Raw genomic sequence first — 18,681 nt, forward strand, 5'->3', positions numbered from 1 at the left:
TCAACCACTTGCGCTTCCGATCTCTCGTTAGCGGGAGGCGAATTCTACAGCGTTACACGCTGCTGTCAACACCTCTTTTTCTTCGCTTTCGACCGAGAAGATCGAACCGTTGAAAGCGCCCAGCACACCGGCATTTCCAACGCCTTCCAGGCTTCGATGAACTGAAGCGAGCCACCGTCGAAACTTACTTAACCCATTGAATTTCAAGGAGTTTTCCGTTTCGACTGCGCCGGAAGTGGGGCGAATTATAGAGACTCAGAATCTGCCGTCAACCCTTAATTTCGCTTTTCTTTCAATAACTTGCGAAAAAGCCAAAAAACACTCAAGTCCCTCTTCAAGTCCCTCTATATAGAAGAAGGATTCAGCATCCCCCCTTCTATATAGAAAGAGCCATCAGAGCACCCCATCCTCTTTCATCGCAGCGACTGCTCCCGCCCCAAGACCCAGTACCCGCTGCAAAACGTCGAATGTATGCTCGCCCAGCAAAGGAGGCGCATGGCGATACTCGACAGGCGTCCGCGACAACCGGATCGGGCTAGCCACCTGCGGCACCGTCCCCGCCAGCGCATGAGGCAGCTCAATCGCCAACCCGCGAGCCTTCACCTGCGGATCCTCGAACACCTGCGACAGATCATTGATCGGCCCACACGGCACCCCTGCCTGCTCCAGCTGAGCCACCCACTCGGCAGTCGTCTTGAAGACAGTCGCCTGGCGGATCAACGGAATCAGCACAGCGCGGTTCGCCACCCGCAACTTATTAGTCGCGAAACGCGGATCGTCCGCCCACTGCGGCTGCCCGGCCACTTCGGCAAATTTTCGGAACTGTCCGTCATTACCTACCGTGAGAATGAAGTCGCCGTCTGCCGTAGGAAAATCCTGATACGGCACGATATTCGGATGCGCATTCCCCAGCCGTTTCGGCGCGGTCCCGGTCGTCAGATAGTTCATCGCCTGGTTGGCCAGGCACGCCACCTGCACATCCAGCAGCGCCATATCGATATGTTGCCCACCGCCAACATGATCGCGGTTAGCCAGCGCGGCCAGGATCGCCACAGTCGAATACAGGCCGGTCAGAATATCCGTCAGCGCCACACCCACCTTCACCGGGCCGGCGCCTTCATCGCCTTCAGGACGTCCAGTGAGGCTCATCAGCCCGCCAAGTCCCTGGATCATGAAGTCGTAACCCGCACGCTTCGCATACGGCCCGGTCTGACCGAAACCAGTGATCGAGCAATAAATCAGATCCGGATTGACAGCCTTCAATGACTCATAGTCCAAGCCATAAACCGCCAGACCACCAACCTTGAAGTTCTCGATCAGGATGTCCGACTTGGCAGCCAGCTCACGCACAAGCTTCTGACCTTCGGGACGCGTGAAGTCGATCGTCACCGATTGCTTGTTGCGATTGGCCGACAGGTAATACGCCGCCTCGCTGGTGTTCTCGCCATAAGCGTCTTTCAGAAAGGGCGGACCCCAGGCGCGGGTATCGTCACCATTGCCCGGGCGCTCAACCTTGATCACTTCCGCCCCAAGATCGGCGAGAATCTGACCAGCCCATGGGCCGGCCAGCACTCGCGATAAATCCAATACCCGCAGATGCGACAGCGCGCCCATGGTCGCTCTCCTGTTAATAGAACGCCTGCAGGCCGGTCTGCGCACGACCGAGGATCAGCGCGTGAACGTCGTGAGTACCTTCATAGGTATTCACTACTTCCAGGTTAACCAGGTGACGGGCCACGCCGAATTCATCGGAGATCCCGTTGCCACCCAGCATGTCACGCGCCATGCGGGCGATTTCGAGAGACTTGCCGCAAGAGTTGCGCTTCATGATCGAAGTGATTTCAACCGCAGCAGTACCTTCGTCCTTCATGCGGCCCAGACGCAGGCAGCCTTGCAGCGCCAGAGTGATCTCGGTCTGCATGTCCGCCAGTTTCTTCTGGATCAACTGAGTAGCAGCCAATGGACGACCGAACTGTTGGCGATCCAGGGTGTACTGGCGAGCGGTGTGCCAGCAGAATTCAGCCGCACCCAGCGCGCCCCAGGAGATGCCATACCGTGCGGAGTTGAGGCAGGTGAACGGACCTTTCAAACCGCGCACGTCCGGGAAAATGTTCTCTTCGGGAACAAACACGTTATCCATGACGATTTCGCCGGTGATCGAAGCTCGCAGGCCGACCTTGCCATGAATCGCCGGAGCGCTCAGACCTTTCCAGCCCTTCTCCAGAACGAAACCACGAATGTCGCCCGCATCGTCCTTGGCCCAGACCACGAACACGTCGGCGATCGGGCTGTTGGTGATCCACATCTTGGCGCCGGTCAGGCTGTAGCCGCCTTCGACCTTGCGTGCACGCGTAATCATCGCGCCCGGGTCGGAACCGTGGTTCGGCTCGGTCAGACCGAAGCAGCCGATCCACTCACCGGAAGCCAGTTTCGGCAGATACTTCTGTTTCTGTGCTTCGGTACCGAATTCGTTGATCGGCACCATCACCAGCGAAGACTGCACGCTCATCATCGAACGGTAGCCGGAATCAACACGCTCGACTTCACGAGCAATCAGACCGTAACTGACATAGTTGAGGCCGCTGCCACCATACTGCTCGGGAATGGTCGCACCCAACAGCCCGACTTCACCCATTTCACGAAAGATTGCCGGGTCAGTCTTCTCATGTCGGAAGGCTTCCAGAACGCGCGGCGCGAGGCTCTGCTGGGCGAATTGCTCGGCAGCGTCGCGGATCATGCGTTCTTCTTCAGTCAGCTGTTGATCCAGTAGCAGTGGATCGATCCAGTTGAAGCTAGCTTTACCGCCCATGAGTGAGTCCTCGCAAATCGGGTGAATTAACGTGGCATTGATCCTAGGCCCGCTTCGCCCTCCCGGCAAACGAGGATTTTGCATCCCGTTGTGCTAATTTCTCACTCCGAAACGTCGCGAGATACCGATTAAGCGATGTATTAGTGAGGTTGACGTACATGCGCCGCAAGATACCCAGCACCACCGCCCTTATCAGCTTCGAAGCCGCCGCCCGTCACGAGAGCTTTACCAAGGCCGCCGAAGAACTTTCCCTCACCCAGGGCGCCATTTGCCGACAGATAGCCAGTCTCGAGGACTTCCTCAGTGTCGAACTGTTCCGACGCTCCCGTCGCGGAGTAAAGCTGACAGAAGCGGGGCTTTCCTACAGCCGTCGAGTAGCGACCCAGCTTGATGCCGTCGAGCGCGACACGCTGTCAGTGATGGGTCAGCAAGGCACCAACGTGATCGAGCTCGCCGTGGTGCCCACCTTCGGCACGCAATGGCTGCTGCCAAGATTGAAGGACTTCCAGATCAAGCATCCGGAAGTAACGGTCAACCTGACCAACCGTACCCGCCCTTTCCTGTTTGCCGACACCGAGTTCGATGCTGCCATCTACTTCGGCGATGCCGATTGGTCGGGTACCGAATCCCACAGACTGATGGGCGAGAGTCCGATGCCGGTGTGCAGCCCCACCCTGCTCGGCAACAAAACTCACCTGACACCCGATGAAATCGCCGATCTCCCTCTCCTCCAGCAAACCACCCGCCCCTATGCCTGGCGACAGTGGTTCAACTCGCAGCACCTGAACATCCCCCGAGACATGACAGGTCCGCGCTACGAGCTATTCTCCATGCTGGCCCAGGCGGCCATGCACGACATGGGCATCGCGCTGATCCCGCCATTCCTGATTCAACGCGAATTGGCCGAGAAACGCCTGGTGATTGCCAACCCGAACGCGCTCTCCAGCATCAAGGCGTATTACCTGATGATTCCGGAGCGAAAGGTCGAATCGGCCTCCCTCAAGGCTTTTCGCGATTGGCTGGTGAATCAGGCACACAGCTACAACCTAGAGGGCTAAAGGGTTTCAGCGATTACTAACCCCGTAGTCAGGAAAATCAAAGCCCTACAGATATAACTATTTGTCGCAAATAGACAGACTGTATCCGAAAGTCGTACAGACGTCCCACAAGCGCCTGCCGACGTGGCTTTGCGCCCTCATTCGCGACTCATTGCGGCCTATTCACGTCACCGATGAGAAAAATCTTCAAATTCATCCAGACTCCTTGAAAGGCACGGCCTGCAAGGGATTCAACTGGCCATCTGCGACATTCGGTCACGGGATGACTTGTAGTTAATTTTCCGTCACCCGTCATAATCCCTTGAAGGGCATAAACTTCGCCTGCAAAATGCCGCGCCCCGCCCTGATTTGGCGGGATCGTGCTGATCGGCCGCCCCAGTCGCACCATCCGTAGTGCATGGGTTTACTCAATAAGATCACGCAGGAGATTTGACGTGCACATTGGTGTTCCTCTCGAAACCCAGACCGGTGAAACACGGGTTGCTGCAACCCCGGAAACCATTAAAAAGCTGATCAGCCAAGGTCATAAGGTCACTGTGCAAACCGGCGCCGGCGTTAAAGCCAGCGTTGTCGACAGTGCCTATGAAGCGGCAGGCGCAACCATTGGCAGTGCCAATGACGCGTTTGGCGCCGAGCTGATTCTCAAAGTGGTCGCGCCAAGCGATGCCGAGCTCACGCTGATCAAGCGCGGCACAGTGCTGGTGGGCATGCTCAACCCGTTCAACAACGACACCATCGCGAAGATGGCCGAGTGCGGGATTACCGCGTTCGCCCTGGAAGCGGCGCCACGTACCTCCCGGGCTCAGAGCCTCGACGTGCTGTCGTCCCAGGCGAACATTGCCGGCTATAAGGCCGTGTTGCTGGCCGCTCACTACTACCCGCGATTCATGCCGATGCTGATGACCGCTGCGGGCACCGTGAAAGCGGCGCGAGTGCTGATTCTGGGTGCCGGTGTGGCCGGGTTGCAGGCGATTGCCACGGCGAAACGTCTGGGTGCCGTCATCGAAGCGTCCGACGTACGTCCGTCTGTGAAGGAACAGATCGAATCCCTCGGCGCCAAATTCGTCGACGTGCCTTACGAGACCGATGAAGAACGCGAATGCGCGGTCGGCGTCGGCGGTTACGCACGCCCGATGCCGGCGAGCTGGATGCAGCGTCAGGCCCAGGCCGTGCACGAGCGCGCCAAGCAGGCTGACATCGTCATCACCACCGCTCTGATCCCGGGCCGCAAGGCTCCGGTGCTGTTGAGCGCGGACACTGTGGCGCAAATGAAACCCGGCTCGGTGGTCATCGACCTCGCTGCTGCCCAGGGTGGCAACTGCCCGCTGACCGTGGCCGACCAGGTCGTGATCGAGAACGGCGTGACCATCGTCGGTCCGACCAACCTCGCCGGTGAAGTCGCCGCAGATGCCTCGGCGCTGTACGCACGCAACCTGCTGGACTTCCTGAAGCTGGTCTTCACCAAAGAAGGCCAGTTCGAAGTGAACCTCGAAGACGACATCGTCGCCGCGTGCCTGATGTGCCGCGACGGCCAAGTCATCCGCAAAAACGCCTAAGCAGGGATTCAGACGATGGAAGAGCTTATCTCCCCCGGTATCTACAACCTGATCATCTTCGTGCTGGCGATTTATGTCGGTTACCACGTGGTCTGGAACGTTACACCCGCATTGCACACGCCGCTGATGGCGGTGACCAACGCCATTTCGGCGATCGTGATCGTCGGCGCCATGCTTGCCGCCGCACTGACCGTCACCCCGCTGGGCAAGACCATGGGCACCCTCGCCGTGGCACTGGCCGCGGTCAACGTGTTCGGTGGCTTCCTGGTCACCCGCCGCATGCTTGAGATGTTCAAGAAGAAAGCCCCGAAAGCAAAAGAAGAGGCGCCTAAGTAATGAGCATGAACCTCGTCACGACGCTCTATCTGATCGCGTCGATCTGCTTCATCCAGGCCCTCAAAGGCCTGTCGCACCCGACCACGTCGCGCCGCGGCAACCTGTTCGGCATGCTCGGCATGGCGCTGGCAATCCTGACCACTGTCGGCCTCATCTATAAGCTCGGCGCGCTCTCTTTAGAACAAGGCGGGGCCACCGCCGGCATTGGCTATGTGATCGTCGGTCTGCTGATCGGCGGCACCGCCGGTTCGATCATGGCCAAGCGCGTTGAAATGACCAAGATGCCGGAACTGGTTGCGTTCATGCACAGCATGATCGGCCTGGCAGCGGTGTTCATCGCTATCGCCGCTGTGGTTGAGCCGCAGTCGCTGGGCATCGTCAAGCAACTGGGCGACTCGATCCCGGCGGGTAACCGTCTGGAGCTGTTTCTCGGCGCAGCCATCGGTGCAATCACCTTCTCCGGTTCGGTGATTGCGTTCGGCAAGCTCTCCGGCAAGTACAAGTTCCGTCTGTTCCAGGGCGCACCGGTACAGTTCAGCGGTCAGCACAAGCTGAACGCAGTATTGGGCCTGGCGACGCTGATCCTCGGCGTCACCTTCATGCTGACCGGCAACCTCGCCGCGTTCGCCCTGATGCTGGCCCTGGCGTTCGTCATGGGCGTGCTGATCATCATCCCGATCGGCGGCGCCGACATGCCGGTGGTGGTGTCGATGCTCAACAGCTATTCCGGCTGGGCGGCGGCGGGTATCGGCTTCTCGCTGAACAACTCGATGCTGATCATTGCCGGCTCGCTGGTGGGTTCGAGCGGTGCGATCCTCTCGTACATCATGTGCAAGGCGATGAACCGTTCCTTCTTTAACGTACTGCTCGGCGGTTTCGGCAACACCGCGGACGCCGGTCCTGCCGGTGAGAAGGAAGCCCGTCCGGTGAAATCCGGTTCGGCTGACGACGCAACCTTCCTGCTGACCAACGCCGACACCGTGATCATCGTGCCTGGCTACGGTCTGGCGGTGGCCCGTGCGCAACATGCGCTGAAAGAGCTGACCGAGAAACTGACCCATCATGGCGTGACCGTGAAGTATGCGATCCACCCGGTGGCCGGTCGGATGCCCGGACACATGAACGTACTGCTGGCCGAAGCCGAAGTGCCGTACGACCAGGTGTTCGAGATGGAAGACATCAACTCCGAGTTCGGCCAGGCCGACGTGGTGCTGGTGCTCGGCGCCAACGACGTGGTCAACCCGGCCGCCAAGAACGATCCGAAATCGCCGATTGCCGGCATGCCGATCCTCGAAGCGTTCAAGGCCAAGACCATCATCGTCAACAAGCGCTCGATGGCCAGCGGCTATGCCGGTCTGGACAACGAACTGTTCTACCTGGACAAGACCATGATGGTGTTCGGCGACGCGAAGAAAGTCATCGAAGACATGGTCAAAGCAGTCGAGTAACCCTCGCCGGCAATACAGAACGCCCCGACTTGTCGGGGCGTTTTTGTTAGCGCAAACCGTCGGACAATTTGCCGCGTTGTTGCAGATCCAGTAACGGTGTTTTACTTGAAACCCGCTAAATAGACGCCTCGTTTGCGACCTTGGTAGCGGGACAGGCGCTCGCGAAATTCACTAGACTGCGCATCCTGCTACTCGCTGCCCGAGAAAATAATCCATGTACCGTGACCGTATTCGCCTGCCTTCGTTGTTGGATAAAGTGATGAGCGCCGCCGACGCCGCTGCGCTGATTGAGGACGGCATGACCGTCGGCATGAGCGGCTTTACCCGCGCCGGCGAAGCCAAGGCCGTGCCCCATGCGCTGGCCGAGCGAGCCAAGGTCACGCCGCTGAAGATCAGCCTGATGACCGGCGCCAGCCTGGGCAACGATCTCGACAAGCAACTGACCGAAGCCGGCGTGCTGTCGCGGCGTATGCCGTTCCAGGTCGACAGCACCTTGCGCAAGGCGATCAACGCCGGCGAAGTGATGTTCATCGACCAGCACCTGTCGGAAACCGTCGAACAACTGCGCAATCAGCAACTGAAGCTGCCGGACATCGCCGTGATCGAAGCCGTGGCCATCACCGAACAGGGCCACATCGTGCCGACCACCTCGGTGGGCAACTCGGCGAGCTTCGCGATTTTCGCCAAACATGTGATCGTCGAGATCAACCTGGCACACAACGCCAACCTCGAAGGTCTGCATGACATCTATATCCCGACCTATCGCCCGACCCGTACGCCAATTCCGCTGGTAAAGGTCGACGACCGCATCGGCAGCACTGCGATCCCGATCCCGCCGGAGAAGATTGTCGCCATCGTCATCACTCAACAGTCGGACTCGCCATCCACTGTGTCGTCGCCGGATGTCGACACCAAGGCCATCGCCGATCATCTGATCGCCTTCCTCAAGCAGGAAGTCGATGCCGGGCGCATGACCAACAAGCTCGGACCGCTGCAGGCCGGGATCGGCAACATTGCCAACGCAGTGATGTGCGGGCTGATCGATTCGCCGTTCGAAGACCTGACCATGTACTCCGAAGTGCTGCAGGACTCGACCTTCGACCTGATCGACGCCGGTAAGCTGAGCTTCGCCTCGGGCAGCTCGATCACCCTGTCGGAGCGGCGCAACAGCGACGTGTTCGGCAACCTGGAGAAGTACAAGGACAAGCTGGTGCTGCGCCCGCAGGAAATCTCCAACCACCCGGAAGTGGTACGGCGCCTCGGCATCATCGGCATCAATACGGCCCTTGAGTTCGACATCTATGGCAACGTCAACTCCACCCACGTCTGCGGCACGCGGATGATGAACGGCATCGGCGGTTCGGGCGACTTCGCACGCAACGCGCATCTGGCGGTTTTCGTGACCAAGTCGATCGCCAAGGGCGGCGCGATTTCCAGCGTGGTGCCGATGGTCAGCCACGTCGACCATACCGAACATGACGTCGACATTCTGGTGACCGAGGTTGGCCTGGCCGACCTGCGAGGCCTGGCGCCCCGGGAACGCGCCCGGGTGATCATCGATAACTGTGTACACCCGGATTTCCGCCAGGCGCTGAACGACTACTTCGAAAAAGCCTGCGCCATTGGCGGCCACACGCCGCACATCCTGCGTGATGCCCTGAGCTGGCATATCAATCTGGAAGAAACCGGACGCATGCTGGCCGTGTAATCCGCACAGATTTCCCGCTGGCGCAAACACAGTTTCGTCAGCGGGATTCTCAAAATCCCCAATCCCTACAAAAACTGTACTGCTGTACCGGTCATTTCCTACAGTCTTTCCCTACTTAAACCACCGAACTGGGCAAAAATGCACCAAATAGGCGCAGACAGGTACAGTTTGCGCAATTTTGACCCGTACACCCCCTATAAACAGTTAACTGGTCACTCACAATACAGGTGAACTGTATCTAGAGAGTCTGGCCAAACGAGAGGATCATGGGCACCAGTTAAACCACTACCTAATCCCGCCACAAGCGGAAGGATGTCAATCATGGAACGTACACTCAGTTCCGAACTGTTCTTCGAAGACAAAGCTGTAAAAACCCAGGCTTCCCTGCCTCTGCGCGTTATCGCCAACCTGATGCTGTGGCAGCGCCGCATCTCCAGCCGCCACCAACTGGCTCGTCTGGATTCGCGTCTGCTGGCTGACGCCGGGATTAGCGAAGCACAACGCTACGAAGAGCTGAGCAAGCCGTTCTGGCGCTAAGTAGCGTCGCTGGCTCTGGTCGCTAGACCCACCGCCAGCAACCCGAATTGAATACACAAGACCCGTCGCGGGAAACCGCGACGGGTCTTGTCGTTTCAGGCCTGAAAAACCTGATACCCAAGCCTGAAACATCAGATAGGTACAGTTTTAAAAACCAAACAAACGATAAGTACAGTTGCGAAAAATGTGTTCAGGCCAGCACCCTGACCACTGTGCGAATCCGCAAGGTGAGCCTAAGATCCATGCAGAACGTGGCGAATGCTGTGCGAATGGCGTCTGACCCTCAGACACCGAGCCACCTCTCAATACGGTTTACCCACAGGAGTTCTCCCATGTCCCGCCTTCGTCTGCTCAGCGCCGCCGCCCTGCTGGCCGTAGCTGCCAACGCCAGTGCCAGCAGCTTCATCGTTACTACCGACGCCGTGGTTGGCGCGCTCAAGTCCTCCTCCGATGCCACGTCCGACGTCACTTCGTCCTTCCGTGACGACAAGATCGTGCTCGCCGCCCGTGACGACGCTGCCAGCTTCGTGGCCAGCGAAGGCGAAATCCGTGGCGTGAAACTGGAGAGCGCACTGGATCACATCCGTCATCAGGCTCCGCAACTGAACGCGACCGACGCACAGCTGGCCCAGGCCATTCTGACGATCTAAGCGACAGGAACATTCCGGGACACGCCGGTCATGTCCCGATGTTTCGGCGCTGGCTCCAGTCCGGGCATTGCGCTAGCCTTGGGACTCGCCAACAGTTGCCGAGTCCCATGCGTTTTCTTTCAAATCTGCTCATCCCCTCCGTACTGATCGCCGCCTGCTGGACTCCTCTGGCAGACGCCTTCGATGTGTCCACACAAAACACCGTGGTCAGCGTCTGGGCCACCGGCATGGTGTCTTCCGCGCCGTTCGACCGTAAACTGATCATCGCCGCGCAGGACGATGCTGCAGCGTTCGTTGCCAGTGACGGCCAGATGCGCGGCGCACAGCTGGAATCCGCCCTGCATTACCTGCGCAAAAGCCGGCCAAAACTTCATGTCAGCGACCTTGAACTGGCACAGGCAATTCTCGTCCAATAGTCATCCCTGTCTTTTCGGAGTCGTTCCATGCGTAGCCCGCTGATTGCTGCCGCCCTTGGCATGCTGTTGTTAGCCGATATGGCCCAGGCGCACACCCTGGTAGCCACCAGTAACATCATCGTCCGCGCCTCCCAGCGCACCATTGATTTCACCTCCGACACCACCACGTCGATTCGCGATTCGAAAATCATCCGCGAAGCCCACGACGACGCCGCCAGTTTCGTGGCCACCGACGGTGATATCCGTGGTGCAAACCTGGAAGCCGCCTTCAATACCTTGCGCACCCGCGTGCCGGAAGCTCGCGACGCCAGTGATCAGGTACTCGCCGAAGCCATCCTCGCACTGTGAAGTCATTCGGCGCCTGGCTGCTGGCCGGGGCGTTGTTGCTGCTTGGCAACAACGCCCACGCCGGCCTGCAATTGCAGCTCAAGACCGATGGCCTGAGCCCCGCCCAACAACAAGCCAGCCAGGCGCTGCTCGATGAAGCCATGCAGGCCTTGCCGCCAAGTTTCATCGAACGCCTGGACCGGCGCATCGATGTCGGCTGGACCGACGACATGCCCGGTAACGCCTACGGCCAGGCGACGCTCGTCTCCGAGCTGGACCTGAACCGCAAACTGCTCGCCAGCCTTACCGACGGCAGTGCGGCGCAAGAAAAAACCAATCGCCCCCACGGCACGGTTCGCCGCGAACTGCTGGCCACAGTGCTGCACGAAATCACCCATATTTACGATCGCGCGCGCTTGTGGCCGGCGGCCGAACGCACGCTGATCCAGCGCTGCACCCGGCGCAACAACAGCGCCGGGCTGATCGGCATTCCCGATGAATGCCGCGGCCAGAACGGTCGGCGCTTCACCCTCAGCGATGATCCACGCCTGCTCGATCTTGCCGGCTGGCAGCAATACGTCGGGCGCCGGGGTGAGCGGGAACAGCACAACCGGCAGATCGCCCGCAGCCCCGATCTCTACGAAATCTCCAGCCCGAAGGAGTTTGTCGCGGTCAACATGGAGTATTTCCTCCTCGACCCGAGTTACGCCTGCCGACGCCCGGCGCTGTATCGCTATTACCAGCAACACTTCGGCTGGGCACCGCCGGCCAAGGATGCGTGCGCCAAAACCTTCGCCTTCCTCAATGCCGGCAACGACTTTGCCAAACAGCCCCTGGGCCAGGTCGATCCGGAGCGCGTGTACGCGGTGGATTACCTGTTGGCCGAAGCCAACCAGAACTGGGTCAGCCGTTGGGGCCACAGCATGCTGCGTCTGGTGATCTGCGCACCGGGCCGGCCGCGCGGGCCGGACTGCCGACTGGATCTGGATCAGCATCTGGTGCTGTCATACCGCGCCTTTGTCGGTGACGTGCAGCTGTCGAGCTGGGACGGTCTGGTCGGCAAGTACCCGTCACGACTGTTCGTGCTGCCGCTGGCGCAGGTGATCGACGAATACACCAAAACCGAACTGCGCAGTCTGGCATCTGTGCCACTGAACCTCTCGCGCAGTGAAATCGAGGGCGTTGTCGAACACGCTGCCGAAATGCACTGGAGCTACGACGGCAATTACTTCTTCCTTTCCAACAACTGCGCCGTCGAAGGCCTGAAACTGCTGCGCAGCGGCAGCAACAACGCCCGGCTCACCGGCCTCGACAGCATCATGCCCAACGGCTTGCTGGAAGTATTGAAGGGGCGTGGCCTGGCCGACACCAGCGTGCTCGATGATCCGAAAGAGGCGTTACGCCTGGGTTATCGTTTCGACTCGTTCCGTGACCGTTATCAGGCGATGTTCGATGTCTTGAAGAAGCAATTGCCGATCAAGCAGACAACCGTCGAGGAATGGCTTTCGCTGTCTGCCGAAGAGCGCCGCCCCTGGTTCGAACGGGCCGACTTGCGCACCAGCGCCGCACTGCTATTGCTGGAGCAAGCCAGTTTCCGCCGCCAATTGTTGCTGGCTCAGGATGAAGTCAAGCAACGCTACCTCGGCGCCCGGGAGCTGGAGAACGGCGGTATGGACAAGGCCAATGCGACGTTGCAGCAGATCCTCGCCAACAGCGGCTTCCTCAGTCGACCGGCAGAACTGCTCGATTCCCGGGGTTATGGCCTGCCGCAACCGAGCGAATTCAGCCGGCTTGAAGCGGAAAGCAGCCAGCGCCAGAAACAGTTGCTGGCTCTGACCGGCGATCTCGACAAGGAAGTGCGCGCGCTTCTTGAGCCAAAACGAGCGGCCGAGATCGCGGCCAACGAGGCGAATGTGAAGCAGATCGGCGAGCATCTGCGCAAACTGCACAAAGCGTCCGGCGGACTGGAATTACCCTGAAAAACACCGGCCCTGAAAACAAAAGACCGCAGCCAATAAAGGCTGCGGTCTTTTTTATTGCCTGACGATCAGTACAGAACGCCATCCAACACTTCGTAAACGACCCCGGTGCCCACCGCGATCAGCACGATGTCACCGCCGGCACGACGCCATTCATAACCCGGGTAATACGGCAGACGACTCAACGCCCGGTTATCCAGCCGTTCGCCGTAATAGCCATGGGGCAGCGGCCGGCCACGTACCAGATGGATGCCTGGAGGTGGCGGCGCACCGCGAACGAAGTAGCCATGATTGTCGCGGATCACCTGACGCACCGGGCCGAAATCCCGAGGCGGCGGGCCACCGCGATGGTTGCTTTGCCAATCATGATGATCGCCACCGCGATTGTCGTAGTGGCCCTGTTGCGGGCCGCCGTGGTCGTGATCGTCGCGCGGATCGGCGCTGGCCAACAGCGGAGTCGCGCTGATCATCAGCACGCCCAGACTGGCAATCAGACGTTTCGGCATTTTCATCGGGTCTTTCCTCACTGCACTGACAGCAAAAAGGGATTCAGAACGTGGTTCTGAATCCCTCGGTCTTGCTTGGTTAGTCTGTGCGTGGAGGCTCTAATTCCTCTGTATCAGGAACTTTACCTTCAGCTGACGCGAGCCTTACGCACGCCTTCGGACAGCGCCGAGCAAAGGCTCAACACGCCGTCGATGGCCTGGTCCGGCGTGGTCGCGTTGGCGATGTGATCGATCAGCGCCGAGCCCACCACCACACCATCGGCCAGACGCGCGATGGACGCGGCCTGCTCCGGCGTGCGAATACCAAAACCGATGCTGATCGGCAGATCGGTATGACGACGCAGACGCGCCACCGCTTCCTCGACGTGTTCCAGCGTCGCCGCGCCGGCACCGGTCACACCGGCGACCGACACGTAGTAAACGAAGCCGGAGCTGCCGTTCAACACTTTCGGCAGACGCGCATCATCGGTGGTCGGGGTGGTCAGGCGGATGAAGTCGATGCCCGCAGCCTGGGCCGGATCGCACAGCTCAGAGTTGTGCTCCGGCGGCATGTCGACCACGATCAAGCCATCAACGCCGGCCTCTTTGGCTTCGGCGATGAAGCGCTCGACGCCGAACTTGTGGATCGGGTTGAAGTACCCCATCAGCACCAGCGGCGTGTCGCTGTTGTCCTTGCGGAATTCGCGGACCATTTGCAGGGTTTTGATCAGGTTCTGCTTGGCGCCCAAGGCCCGGATGTTCGCCAGCTGAATCGCCGGACCATCGGCCATCGGGTCGGTGAAGGGCATGCCCAGTTCGATCACGTCGGCACCGGCTTTCGGCAAGCCTTTGAGGATGGCCAGCGAAGTGTCGTAGTCCGGGTCGCCAGCAGTGACGAAGGTCACCAGCGCGGCGCGGTTCTGTTGCTTGAGTTCGGCAAAACGGGTTTGCAGGCGGCTCATCAGTGTTTCTCCTGCTTGGAAGTTTCCATGTGGTGCATGACGGTCTGCATGTCTTTGTCGCCACGGCCGGACAGGTTGACCACCATCAGGTGATCCTTCGGCAGTTTCGGTGCGCGTTTGAATACTTCGGCCAGGGCGTGAGCGCTTTCCAGTGCCGGAATGATCCCTTCCAGACGGCAGCACTGGTGGAATGCGGCGAGGGCTTCGTCGTCGGTCACCGAGGTGTACTGGACGCGACCGATGTCATGCAACCACGCGTGTTCAGGGCCGATGCCCGGATAGTCGAGGCCGGCGGAAATCGAGTGTGCGTCGATGATCTGACCATCGTCGTCCTGCAGCAGGAAAGTACGGTTGCCGTGCAACACGCCCGGTACACCGCCGTTGAGACTGGCCGCGTGCTTACCGGTTTCGATGCCGTAACCGGCGGCTTCGACGCCGATAATTTCCACACTCTTGTCATCGAGGAACGGGTGGAACAGGCCCATGGCATTGGAACCGCCGCCGATGCACGCCACCAGGCTGTCCGGCAGACGACCTTCCTGGGCTTGCAGCTGGTCGCGGGTTTCCTTGCCGATCACGGCCTGGAAGTCGCGGACCATGGCTGGATAAGGATGCGGACCGGCCACGGTGCCGATCAGATAGAAGGTGCTGTCGACGTTGGTCACCCAGTCACGCAGCGCTTCGTTCATTGCGTCTTTCAGCGTACCGGTGCCGGCGACCACCGGGATCACCTCGGCGCCCAGCAGCTTCATGCGGAACACGTTGGCCTGCTGACGCTCGATGTCGGTGGTGCCCATGTAGATCACGCAGTCCAGACCGAAACGCGCAGCCACGGTGGCGGTTGCCACGCCGTGCATGCCGGCGCCGGTCTCGGCGATGATGCGTTTCTTGCCCATGCGCCGCGCCAGCAGGATCTGGCCGATGCAGTTGTTGATCTTGTGCGCGCCGGTGTGGTTCAGCTCTTCGCGCTTGAGGTAGATCTTGGCGCCGCCGCAGAATTCGGTCAGGCGCTCGGCGAAGTACAGCGGGCTCGGACGTCCGACATAGTCGCGCTGGAAGTAGGCCAATTCTTCTTTGAACGCCGGATCGTCCTTGGCCGCTTCGTATTCGCGAGCCAGGTCGAGGATCAACGGCATCAGGGTTTCGGCAACGTAACGGCCGCCGAACGAGCCAAACAGGCCGTTGGCGTCAGGGCCGTTACGCAGATCGGAGGTGTTCGAAGTCTGGGTCATGGTTCGCTCCAGCGGATTTCACGAGAAGACAATGGCGTTCACTCTACCCCTGACCTTCCAGGCTGAAAACCGATAAGATCGCCACAACCTGTCAGGAAAACTCACAGATATCATGAGCCATGACCTTCCCCCGCTTAACGCCTTGCGTGCCTTCGAAGCCACCGCCCGTCTGAACAGCGTCAGCCAGGCTGCGGAACAGCTGCATGTGACCCACGGTGCGGTCAGCCGCCAGCTCAAGGTGCTGGAGGAGCATCTCGGCGTCAGTCTTTTCGTCAAGGACGGTCGTGGCCTGAAACTCACAGATTCCGGCATCCGACTGCGCGATGCCAGCGGCGAGGCGTTCGACCGCTTGCGCAGCGTTTGCGCGGAACTGACCCAAAGCACCGCCGATGCGCCGTTCGTGCTCGGTTGCTCCGGGAGTCTGCTGGCGCGCTGGTTCATTCCGCGACTGGGACGCTTGAATGCCGATCTGCCGGATTTGCGTCTGCACCTGTCGGCCGGAGAAGGCGATCTCGATCCACGACGCCCGGGGCTGGATGCATTGCTGCTGTTCGCCGAACCGCCATGGCCGGCGGACATGCAGGTGTACGAGCTGGCGAGCGAGCGCATCGGCCCGGTCATGAGCCCGCTGTTCAGCGGCTACCCGCGCCTGCAATCGGCACCGCCCATTGCCCTGCTCGACGAACCCGTGCTGCACACGACTTCACGCCCGCAAGCCTGGCCGAGCTGGGCTCAGCAAAGCGGCCTCGACGCCAAGGCGTTGAAGCTGGGGCAAGGTTTCGAGCATTTGTATTACTTGCTGGAAGCGGCCGTCGCCGGGTTGGGCGTGGCGATTGCGCCGGAACCGTTGGTGACCGAAGACTTGAAGGCCGGTCGCCTGGTCGCGCCGTGGGGTTTCATTGAAACCCCGGCGCAACTGGCGTTGTGGCTACCCAAGCGCGCCGCAGACGGGCGCGCCCGGCAATTGGCGCAGTGGCTCAGGAACGAGCTGCGCCAGGCGGATCACTCGCCGCGCTTGAACAGCAAGTAAGCGGCCAGCAGACCCAGCGCACCGACCGCCACACCGGCAGTCGTCCACGGATGTTCCTGCGCGTAATCGCGGGTGGCGATCCCGGTCTCGCGGGTTTTGACTTTGACTTCTTCGTAGGCATCGCTGAGCAGGCTGCGCGAGTGTTTCAACGCGCTTTCGGCGTTGCCCTTGAGCGCCTTGAGGGTCTTGCGCGACTCGTCCGAAGCGTCGTCCTTCAGGCTTTCCAACGACTTGAGCAGACTCTCGATCTCCGCTTCCATGCTTTGCAACGAGGCTTTGCGTAACGAGGTGTTGGCCATGGTGGCTCTCCTGCATTGGTGATGAGTGGCGTGTGTTGTTTGGGACTTCACGGCTTTCGGAAAGTGCAGAAAATCTGAACTTCCCTTCGCCCAAGACGCCGAAATCAACACGGCAAATCGCTGCTAGGCTCAATTGCACACTTCAAGGAGAACACCATGAGTGACCATCACACCTACAAGAAAGTCGAGCTGGTCGGCTCGTCCACCAGCAGCATCGAAGACGCCATCAACAATGCGTTGGCCGAGGCCAACAAGAGCATCAAGCATCTGGAATGGTTCGAAGTGACCGAAACCCGCGGCCACATCAAGGACGGCAAGGCTGCCCACTTTCAAGTGACCCTGAAAGTCGGGTTCCGGATTGCCAGCAGCTGAGTTTGGTCTACGCTTCTGAACTTGCGCGCTGGCCGAGTGCCATAGGAATGGCAATGCGCTACGAGGTGAGTGCATCGAGCGAACGGCTCGATGCCCGCCTTAATTAATCCGACCAGGGAGTGCGACCGATGAAGAAGTTGATATTGGCAGTAGGTTTGTTGAGCCTTGCGGGTGGTGCGTTTGCTGCCGGCAAGCCCTGTGAAGAACTGAAGGCTGAAATCGCGGCCAAGCTGGATGCCAAGGGCGTTTCCGGGTATTCGCTGGAGGTTGTCGACAAGGGTGCGGCCAGTGACGGCAAAGTCGTCGGCACCTGCGAAGGCGGCACCAAAGAGATCGTTTACACCCGCGGCTGATCACCCCGGAAAAACAAAAGCCGACGCAATGCGTCGGCTTTTTTTGTGCACGGATGCAGGATTTCAGCCCTTCATCACCTGCGCCAGCAACTCGTAGGAATGCAGGCGATCGGCGTGTTCGTACAGGTCGCAGGTGAAGATCAGTTCATCAGCCTGAGTCTGTTCGATCAGCACTTCGAGTTTCGCGCGGATTTTCTGCGGACTGCCGACCATCGCCAGACCGAGGAAATCACCCACCGCCTCACGCTCATGAGGCAACCACAGTCCGTCCATGGTTTTCACCGGCGGACGTTGCACCAGACTTTGCCCACGCATCAGCGCGAGGATTCGCTGGTACACCGACGTTGCCAGGTAATCGGCCTGTTCATCAGTGTCGGCCGCCACCAGCGGCACGCCGAGCATCACGTACGGTTTATCGAGCACCGCTGACGGCTTGAAGTGATTGCGGTAGACGCGGATCGCCTCGTGCATGAAGCGCGGTGCGAAATGCGAGGCGAAGGCGTAGGGCAAACCGCGCTCACCGGCCAGCTGCGCACTGAACAGGCTGGAACCGAGCAGCCAGATCGGCACATTGGTGCCGGTGCCTGGCATCGCGATCACGCGCTGATCCGGAGTGCGCGGGCCGAGGAAGCGCACCAGCTCAGCCACGTCTTCCGGGAAATCATCGGCACTGCCGGAGCGCTCACGGCGCAGGGCGCGGGCGGTCATCTGATCGGAACCCGGCGCACGGCCCAGGCCGAGGTCGATCCGCCCCGGATACAGGCTTTCAAGGGTGCCGAACTGCTCGGCGATCACCAGCGGCGCGTGGTTGGGCAGCATCACACCACCGGAGCCGACACGGATGGTCGACGTGCCACCGGCCAGATACCCCAGCAACACCGAGGTGGCAGAACTGGCGATGCCATCCATGTTGTGGTGCTCGGCGACCCAGAACCGCGTGTAGCCAAATTTTTCGACATGCTGCGCCAGATCCAGCGAGTTGCGCAGCGACTGGGCCGGGCTGCCGTTCTCGCGCACCGGCACCAGATCGAGGGTGGAAAACTTTACGTCGGACAGTTGCTTCATAAACCTGCATCTCCGATTGAGGGTGCAGGTTTGTTCTTGGCGAACGCAAACCTGCCCAA

General features: G+C 60.0%; 20 protein-coding genes. 13 read left to right on the top strand and 7 right to left on the bottom strand.

Translation table 11 applies throughout. The features are described 5' to 3' along the window. Positions 1-393: 393 nt before the first annotated feature. Entirely contained in the window at positions 394-1,614 is a 1,221-nt protein-coding gene (locus tag CAF73_RS05470; RefSeq protein WP_085702200.1) for a CaiB/BaiF CoA-transferase family protein, read from the bottom strand. 13 nt (positions 1,615-1,627) lie between these two features. Beyond that, the gene (locus CAF73_RS05475; RefSeq protein ID WP_085702201.1) at positions 1,628-2,809 is read right to left on the bottom strand and encodes an acyl-CoA dehydrogenase; all 1,182 of its coding nucleotides are present in this window, start codon (positions 2,807-2,809) and stop codon (positions 1,628-1,630) included. Between the two features lie 158 nt (positions 2,810-2,967). Here CAF73_RS05475 and CAF73_RS05480 point away from each other — a divergent pair, with 158 nt between their 5' ends. The 10 genes from CAF73_RS05480 (at position 2,968) to CAF73_RS05525 (ending at position 12,824) form a co-directional block, all read left to right on the top strand. Further along, positions 2,968-3,867, top strand: coding sequence for a LysR family transcriptional regulator (locus CAF73_RS05480; RefSeq protein WP_085702202.1), 900 nt, complete (start codon positions 2,968-2,970; stop codon positions 3,865-3,867). Positions 3,868-4,301: 434 nt separating this feature from the next. After that, positions 4,302-5,423 (top strand): Re/Si-specific NAD(P)(+) transhydrogenase subunit alpha, encoded by a 1,122-nt coding sequence (locus CAF73_RS05485; protein WP_085702203.1) that lies wholly within the window; start codon positions 4,302-4,304, stop codon positions 5,421-5,423. Between the two features lie 15 nt (positions 5,424-5,438). After that, positions 5,439-5,759 carry an NAD(P) transhydrogenase subunit alpha gene (locus CAF73_RS05490; RefSeq protein WP_003220416.1) on the top strand — a complete coding sequence of 107 codons (321 nt, stop codon included), beginning with the start codon at positions 5,439-5,441 and terminating at the stop codon, positions 5,757-5,759. Beyond that, positions 5,759-7,207, top strand: coding sequence for an NAD(P)(+) transhydrogenase (Re/Si-specific) subunit beta (locus tag CAF73_RS05495; protein ID WP_085696483.1), 1,449 nt, complete (start codon positions 5,759-5,761; stop codon positions 7,205-7,207). Before CAF73_RS05490 ends, CAF73_RS05495 begins: the two co-directional genes overlap by 1 nt. A gap of 214 nt (positions 7,208-7,421) precedes the next feature. Further along, a complete protein-coding gene (locus tag CAF73_RS05500; protein WP_085696485.1) occupies positions 7,422-8,915 on the top strand; it encodes an acetyl-CoA hydrolase/transferase family protein in 1,494 nt (497 codons plus the stop codon). 321 nt (positions 8,916-9,236) lie between these two features. Beyond that, the gene (locus CAF73_RS05505; protein WP_011331828.1) at positions 9,237-9,452 is read left to right on the top strand and encodes a DUF1127 domain-containing protein; all 216 of its coding nucleotides are present in this window, start codon (positions 9,237-9,239) and stop codon (positions 9,450-9,452) included. Between the two features lie 332 nt (positions 9,453-9,784). Further along, positions 9,785-10,102, top strand: coding sequence for a DUF2388 domain-containing protein (locus tag CAF73_RS05510; RefSeq protein ID WP_064592550.1), 318 nt, complete (start codon positions 9,785-9,787; stop codon positions 10,100-10,102). 107 nt (positions 10,103-10,209) lie between these two features. Continuing rightward, positions 10,210-10,518, top strand: a complete 309-nt coding sequence (locus tag CAF73_RS05515) for a DUF2388 domain-containing protein (protein WP_085702204.1) — start codon at positions 10,210-10,212, stop codon at positions 10,516-10,518. 27 nt (positions 10,519-10,545) lie between these two features. Continuing rightward, the gene (locus CAF73_RS05520) at positions 10,546-10,866 is read left to right on the top strand and encodes a DUF2388 domain-containing protein (protein WP_085696491.1); all 321 of its coding nucleotides are present in this window, start codon (positions 10,546-10,548) and stop codon (positions 10,864-10,866) included. Beyond that, positions 10,863-12,824 (top strand): DUF4105 domain-containing protein, encoded by a 1,962-nt coding sequence (locus CAF73_RS05525; RefSeq protein ID WP_085702205.1) that lies wholly within the window; start codon positions 10,863-10,865, stop codon positions 12,822-12,824. Before CAF73_RS05520 ends, CAF73_RS05525 begins: the two co-directional genes overlap by 4 nt. Positions 12,825-12,892: 68 nt before the next feature. Here CAF73_RS05525 and CAF73_RS05530 read toward each other — a convergent pair whose 3' ends face one another. The 3 genes from CAF73_RS05530 to trpB all read right to left on the bottom strand — a co-directional run bounded on the left by CAF73_RS05530 (position 12,893) and on the right by trpB (position 15,503). Then, complete coding sequence (locus CAF73_RS05530; RefSeq protein ID WP_085702206.1) at positions 12,893-13,336, bottom strand: anti-virulence regulator CigR family protein; 444 nt, start codon at positions 13,334-13,336, stop codon at positions 12,893-12,895. Positions 13,337-13,458: 122 nt separating this feature from the next. After that, positions 13,459-14,271 carry a tryptophan synthase subunit alpha gene (trpA, locus tag CAF73_RS05535; protein WP_085702207.1) on the bottom strand — a complete coding sequence of 271 codons (813 nt, stop codon included), beginning with the start codon at positions 14,269-14,271 and terminating at the stop codon, positions 13,459-13,461. Then, positions 14,271-15,503 (bottom strand): tryptophan synthase subunit beta, encoded by a 1,233-nt coding sequence (trpB, locus tag CAF73_RS05540; RefSeq protein WP_085696495.1) that lies wholly within the window; start codon positions 15,501-15,503, stop codon positions 14,271-14,273. Before trpB ends, trpA begins: the two co-directional genes overlap by 1 nt. Before the next feature lie 112 nt (positions 15,504-15,615). On the opposite strand from trpB, the gene CAF73_RS05545 reads away from it, so the two are divergent. Beyond that, positions 15,616-16,533 (top strand): LysR family transcriptional regulator, encoded by a 918-nt coding sequence (locus tag CAF73_RS05545; RefSeq protein ID WP_085702208.1) that lies wholly within the window; start codon positions 15,616-15,618, stop codon positions 16,531-16,533. Here CAF73_RS05545 and CAF73_RS05550 read toward each other — a convergent pair. Continuing rightward, entirely contained in the window at positions 16,506-16,832 is a 327-nt protein-coding gene (locus tag CAF73_RS05550) for a YqjD family protein (RefSeq protein WP_007953918.1), read from the bottom strand. The genes CAF73_RS05545 and CAF73_RS05550 overlap by 28 nt on opposite strands. Positions 16,833-16,988: 156 nt before the next feature. Between CAF73_RS05550 and CAF73_RS05555 the strand changes: the two genes are divergently transcribed. Continuing rightward, a complete protein-coding gene (locus tag CAF73_RS05555) occupies positions 16,989-17,204 on the top strand; it encodes a dodecin (protein WP_007953919.1) in 216 nt (71 codons plus the stop codon). Between the two features lie 128 nt (positions 17,205-17,332). Then, the gene (locus CAF73_RS05560) at positions 17,333-17,557 is read left to right on the top strand and encodes a DUF1161 domain-containing protein (RefSeq protein WP_085702209.1); all 225 of its coding nucleotides are present in this window, start codon (positions 17,333-17,335) and stop codon (positions 17,555-17,557) included. Positions 17,558-17,620: 63 nt separating this feature from the next. On the opposite strand, the gene CAF73_RS05565 is transcribed toward CAF73_RS05560, so the two are convergent. Next, positions 17,621-18,622, bottom strand: coding sequence for an LLM class flavin-dependent oxidoreductase (locus CAF73_RS05565; RefSeq protein ID WP_065260633.1), 1,002 nt, complete (start codon positions 18,620-18,622; stop codon positions 17,621-17,623). Positions 18,623-18,681: the final 59 nt, after the last annotated feature.

The organism is Pseudomonas sp. B15(2017) (assembly GCF_002113215.1).
GTDB lineage: Bacteria > Pseudomonadota > Gammaproteobacteria > Pseudomonadales > Pseudomonadaceae > Aquipseudomonas.